This is a genomic window from Thalassospira sp. UBA1131, from assembly GCF_002311515.1.
GTDB lineage: Bacteria > Pseudomonadota > Alphaproteobacteria > Rhodospirillales > Thalassospiraceae > Thalassospira.
In genome coordinates this window covers 72,100-77,540 of record NZ_DCAO01000065.1, presented here as the reverse complement: position 1 = coordinate 77,540, position 5,441 = coordinate 72,100, and the positions used below count along the sequence as shown (strand labels likewise).

Genomic DNA, 5,441 nt, shown 5'->3' with positions numbered 1-5,441 from the left:
GCCCAGGAAGTCGCGCGCAAAGGCATTACGGTCAACACCATCGCACCGGGCTATATCAATACCGACATGGTGGCGGCTGTTCCGGAAAAGGTGCTTGAAGGTATTATTTCCAAAATCCCGGTCGGACGACTGGGCGAGGCCGATGAGATCGCCCAGGCGATCCTGTATCTCTGCGGCCCGAATTCCGGCTTCATCACCGGCTCCTGCCTGTCGATCAATGGCGGTCAGCATATGTTCTGACCGGCATTGGGCCAAAATACAAAACGCCCCGCAGATTTTGCGGGGCGTTTTTTGTTTCGAAGGCGGGCTTGCATGCGGTTATGCGGCAAGGATGTCTTTTGTGGTGACAATCTTGGCAAAGGTGTCGGCCAGCATGGTGAGTTCGTGGTTATGAATATCAGCAGCCGGAACAGTGTTTCCGGTAATGGCATCAAGCAGGTCGCGTGTCGCGGTGGCGTCTGAAACAACACTCACCGCCAGCCCCTTTTCATCGGCAACCCGTGCGGTGGTCGAGACACAGACATGCGTCATAAAGCCCGTAAGAACAACATGTTTGAGGCCAGCTTTTGTCAGAAGCTCTTCAAGGTTGGTATTGCCAAAAGAGCTCGGTACGGATTTGGTCAGGACCGCTTCACCTTCACGCGGCGCAACTTCGGGCATGATCGCGGCATAGGGGCCGCTTGGATCAAACAGGCCTTCTGCATGGTGCTGCACATGGATCACGGTGCCGCCCTGATCGCGCCAATGGGCCAGAAGCGTCTGGATATTGGCAAGGGCCGGCGAAAGCCCGGACAGCTTCAATTTGCCATCGCGGTATTCTTCCTGCGCATCAATCACAATCAATGCGGCGTCCTTGGGTGTTCCGGTCGGCAGAACAGCACCGGCGATATCAAAGATGGTCTGTGCAGTCATGTCTTGATCCTTTGGATAATGGTTTTGATGTCCCATTATTGATCTGCGAATTTGCATTATCCATCGGCATTAATTCGGCTAATATCTGCAAATACGCAGGAACCTGGAGCTTGTTATGTCCCTTGATTGGGAAGGATTGCGGACCTTTGCCTTGGTCTGTCAGGCCGGGAATATGAGTGCCGCTGCCCGTGAATTGGGGGTAAACCAAACCACGGTGGCGCGCCGGATTGCGCGTCTTGAGGACTGGGTAGGCTATAGCGTGCTACATCGCGATGGCCGTGCCGTTGCGCCAGCCGCCCGCGCACAGGCATTGCTGCAGACCGCATTACAGATGCAGGAAACGGTATCTGGCCTTTTGGTCGGGGATCCGCAGACCGATCAGGATACCAATCAAATTAGCGGCATCGTCCGGCTGACCGGGGTGGATGCAATCTTGCAAGATTGTGTCGCCCCGCACATGGCGTCCTTGCATCGGCTATATCCGGGTATTGCGCTGGAATTGATCGGGGCCAACCGCAATCTCAGTCTGCCACAACGCGAAACCGATATCGCCATCCGCCTTGCCCGTCCTGAAACCGGCGCGTTTCATATCCGACGCCTTGGCCGTCTTGAATATGGCGTCTTTTGCAATCCCAATGGTCTGCCTCTGGAGGCACTTGATCCGACAAAACTGCCGTGGATTGATTTTGATGAATTCTTTGCCGATAAGCCCGAACAGAAGTGGCTGTCGGATCATTTCCCGGATCGCAAAACCATCGGCTATGCCAATCGCGGATCGATTATGGTGTCGATGATGGCGGAGCATGCCTGTTGTGCGCTCCTGCCGATCTGTGTCGGGGCGCGGATTGACATGCTTACCCAACTTGACGGGTATCACCCAACGGGGCGTGAAGTCTGGCTTCTGACCCATCAGGACAAACGCCACCTGCCACCGGTTCGTGCGGTTGCGGACTGGCTGGTGAACATTCTTCTGGATGGGGAGTTTATCAGCCGCCCGTAACCACGATGTCGGCCAGTTTGCTGAGGCGTGCGACGGTTATGGCATTGGGCAGGTCATTTGTTTCTGCCTTGGCGCGGGCACCATCATCATCAAAGCCAAACGACCGCCACCGTTCCATCAGGCGCGCACGCAGTTTTTCCTCAGTCACATCAAGATAGATCGAAAGATCAAACAGGCCGTGGAGTTGGTTCCATGGTGTTTGATCAAGCAAAAGGTAATTGCCCTCGACCAGAATGATCTTGTGATCAGGCGTAATCATCCGGGCTGAGCCACGCGATATTTCAAGTGTCCGGTCAAACAGCGGGACGCAAACGTCTTCGTTTGGCGTGTCGCGAAGCGCGACAAGTGTACGTTTGAGACCGCCGACATCGAATGTCTCTGGCGCACCCTTGCGCTCCAGAAGATCGCGTTCTTCCAGAACGGCATTGTCAAAATGAAACCCGTCCATCGGCACCACAGCAGCCCCGGCTTTATCACCCCCCAGATGGTGATAAAGCCGGTCGGACAAAGTTGACTTGCCCGAGGCTGGTGCACCGACGATGGCAACAAGAATGCGGCCCTTGTCGGCGTGCTTGGCGCGAATGGCGTCTGCCAGCGCGTCGAGATCAGGTGTCATGAAACTGGGCTTCTCATATCCGGGTACGTTATTTTATGCGGCTTCTTCTGCCGGTGGCTCCTTGGCCCCCGTCATGAAGGCAACCGCGTCTGACATGCTGTAGTCATCGGGTTTGATGGTGCAAAGACGTTTGCCCAGCCGATGCACATGAATGCGATCGGCGACCTCGAAGACATGCGGCATGTTGTGCGAAATCAGCACAATCGGCATGCCGCGCGCCTTCACATCGGCAATCAGATCGAGCACGCGACGGCTTTCCTTAACGCCCAATGCCGCGGTCGGTTCATCCATGATCACCACACGCGATCCGAAGGCGGCTGCACGGGCAACCGCAACACCCTGGCGCTGCCCACCCGAAAGGGTTTCAACCGCCTGATTGATGTTCTGAATGGTCATCAGGCCAAGATCGGTCAGCTTTTCACGTGCCAGACGCTGCATTTCCTTATGGTCCAGCGCCCCGAAATACTTGCCCATGATGCCCTTCTTGCGAAGTTCGCGGCCCATGAACATGTTGTCAGCAATCGAAAGTGCCGGCGAAAGTGCAAGGTTCTGATAAACCGTTTCAATCCCGGCTTCGCGGGCCTCCATCGGTGATGTGAACTGGATCGGCTTGCCATCAAGCTCTATACTGCCTTCATCAATGGTCACAGCCCCTGAAAGCGCCTTGATCAGTGATGATTTCCCCGCCCCGTTATCGCCGATCACGGCAAGAACCTCGCCGGGATAAAGATCAAAATCGGCATAGTTAAGGGCCGTAACACGACCATATCGTTTGACGATGCCGCGTGCCTTCAGAACAGGTTGCACAGATTGGGAAGTGTTGCTCATGACGACACCTTTCTGATCCACTGGTCAATGGCGACAGCAATAATGGTCAGCCAGCCGATGGCAAAGACCTGCCAAAGAACATCCACCCCCGCAAGGCGAAGGCCGGAATTAAACACGCCAACAATCAACGCCCCGATCAAGGGACCAATGATCGATCCGCGCCCACCAAACAGCGAGATACCCCCGATGACAACAGCCGTAATCGATTGCAGGTTGGCTTCCTGAAAACTCTGTGGCGAGACAGACCCAACACGTCCGATTGATGCCCAGGCGCCAATCGCACAAACAAGGCCTGCAAGGCAATAAACCGTAATCAGGGTGCGGTTGGTGCGAATGCCCGAAAGTTCGGCCGCTTCCTTGTCATCGCCGATGGCATAGACATGCCGCCCCCAACTGGTGTGATTAAGGATGTACCAAAGCACCCCGAAAATCACCAGCATCAGGATCGACCCATAAGTAATCCGGGCCCCGCCAAGCGCGATGCTTTCGCCAAAGAATTTCAAAAGCGGGGCAATTTCATCAAGTGTCTGGCTTCGGATCGACTGCGCGCCTGAAAGCCAAAGGTTAAGCGCAAAGAAAATATTCCAGGTGCCGAGCGTCACGATAAACGGCGGTAACTTGATCCGGGTCACCAGGAACCCGTTCAGCCCCCCGGCACAGATCCCGCCGATACAGCCAATGATAATGGCAATCGGCGCTGGAATGCCGATGGTGACGGCAAGCTGGCCCATAATGACCGACATCAGAACCATGATCGCACCGACCGAAAGATCAATCCCGGCCGTCAGGATCACAAGGCTTTGCGCCGCGGCCAGAATGCCGATGATCGATACCTGCTGCATGATCAGCGACAGGTTAAAGGGCGAAAAGAATTTACTGCCGGCGACAAAGCCGAAAATGATGATCGAAAATATCAGAACAATCACCGGCACCATGGTCGGGTTGCCATGCAAAAAATGCTGCACGTTGCCGAAAAAACTGCGGTGTTTATGTTCGAACTGCGCGACGTTGCTGTCGCTGGACTCAAGCGCGTGCTCGAATTCCTGTTTCTGGCGCGACGATTTTGGTGTCTCGCTCATCGTTTCCTCCGGACCTGGTTGAAAACAGGATCAGTCATTGCTGCTCTGTTTACAGACACGCTCCCGACTCTAATGGCCGGTTGGTTCATTTGGGTGCCATACCAAGTGTAAAGCAAATTGGGAGAAGGAGGGCAGGGGATAATACTGCCCTCCTTCGACGCAGGTCAGAATAAGCCCGGGCTTAACCCCAGCAGCGATTCATACCTTCTTCGACGCTGATGGATGGAACGCCGTCAACCGGCTCGTCGGTCACAAGGTTCACACCCGTGTCATAGAAGTTAAGACCTTCGGTTGTTTTCGGCTTTTCACCAGTTTCGGCCCACTGCTTGATGGCTTCAATGCCCTTGTAGGCCATATCAAGCGGGTATTGCTGCGACGTTGCGCCAATAACACCGTCTTTGACGTTCAGAACACCCGGGCAACCGCCATCGACCGACACGATCAGAACACCGTCTTCCATGCCAAACGATTTCAGTGCCTCATAGGCACCGGCAGCGGCCGGTTCGTTGATGGTGTAAACCACATTGATATCAGAATCGCGCTGCATCAGGTTTTCCATCGCAGTACGGCCGCCTTCTTCGTTGCCGTTGGTCACGTCATGGCCAACGATCCGGTCGTCATCCTCGTCCCCGATCTTGTTGGGGTCCTTGATGTCGATCCCGAAACCTTTCAGGAAGCCCTGATCGCGCAGCACATCAACCGACGGTGCACTTGGCGTCAGGTCAAGCAGGGCGATCTTGGCGTCTGCTGCCTTGTCACCTAGCTTGGCCGCCGCCCACCGACCGATCAGTTCACCGGCCTTGAAGTTATCGGTGGCAAAGGTCGCATCGGCGGCATCAATCGGCTCAAGCGGCGTATCAAGTGCAATCACGATCAGGCCGGCATCGCGGGCCTTTTTGACAACCGGAACAATCGCCTTGGTGTCCGATGCGGTCAGAAGGATGCCCTTGGCACCCGATGCGATGCAAGACTCGATGGCCTGAACCTGTGTTTCATGGTCGCCATC

Annotated in this window: 7 protein-coding genes; 2 read left to right on the top strand and 5 right to left on the bottom strand. The window is 55.3% G+C overall.

The annotated features are described in order from the left end of the window. Positions 1-240, top strand: a 240-nt coding sequence (locus B3Z49_RS10215; protein WP_296990543.1) for an SDR family oxidoreductase, incomplete at its 5' end; no start/stop codon positions are given. Between the two features lie 78 nt (positions 241-318). Here B3Z49_RS10215 and B3Z49_RS10210 read toward each other — a convergent pair. Then, entirely contained in the window at positions 319-912 is a 594-nt protein-coding gene (locus tag B3Z49_RS10210) for a cysteine hydrolase family protein (RefSeq protein WP_296990541.1), read from the bottom strand. A gap of 115 nt (positions 913-1,027) precedes the next feature. On the opposite strand from B3Z49_RS10210, the gene B3Z49_RS10205 reads away from it, so the two are divergent. Then, positions 1,028-1,912, top strand: coding sequence for a LysR family transcriptional regulator (locus tag B3Z49_RS10205; protein WP_296990539.1), 885 nt, complete (start codon positions 1,028-1,030; stop codon positions 1,910-1,912). On the opposite strand, the gene B3Z49_RS10200 is transcribed toward B3Z49_RS10205, so the two are convergent. From B3Z49_RS10200 to B3Z49_RS10185, 4 genes are all read right to left on the bottom strand, one after another. Further along, entirely contained in the window at positions 1,899-2,528 is a 630-nt protein-coding gene (locus B3Z49_RS10200; protein WP_296990537.1) for a nucleoside triphosphate hydrolase, read from the bottom strand. The two genes, B3Z49_RS10205 and B3Z49_RS10200, sit on opposite strands and share 14 nt — an antisense overlap. 33 nt (positions 2,529-2,561) lie before the next feature. Then, the gene (locus B3Z49_RS10195) at positions 2,562-3,356 is read right to left on the bottom strand and encodes an ATP-binding cassette domain-containing protein (RefSeq protein ID WP_296990535.1); all 795 of its coding nucleotides are present in this window, start codon (positions 3,354-3,356) and stop codon (positions 2,562-2,564) included. Then, the gene (locus B3Z49_RS10190; RefSeq protein WP_296990533.1) at positions 3,353-4,435 is read right to left on the bottom strand and encodes an ABC transporter permease; all 1,083 of its coding nucleotides are present in this window, start codon (positions 4,433-4,435) and stop codon (positions 3,353-3,355) included. Before B3Z49_RS10190 ends, B3Z49_RS10195 begins: the two co-directional genes overlap by 4 nt. Before the next feature lie 181 nt (positions 4,436-4,616). Then, positions 4,617-5,441 (bottom strand): substrate-binding domain-containing protein (locus tag B3Z49_RS10185; RefSeq protein ID WP_296990532.1); only part of this gene is annotated, 825 nt, incomplete at its 5' end.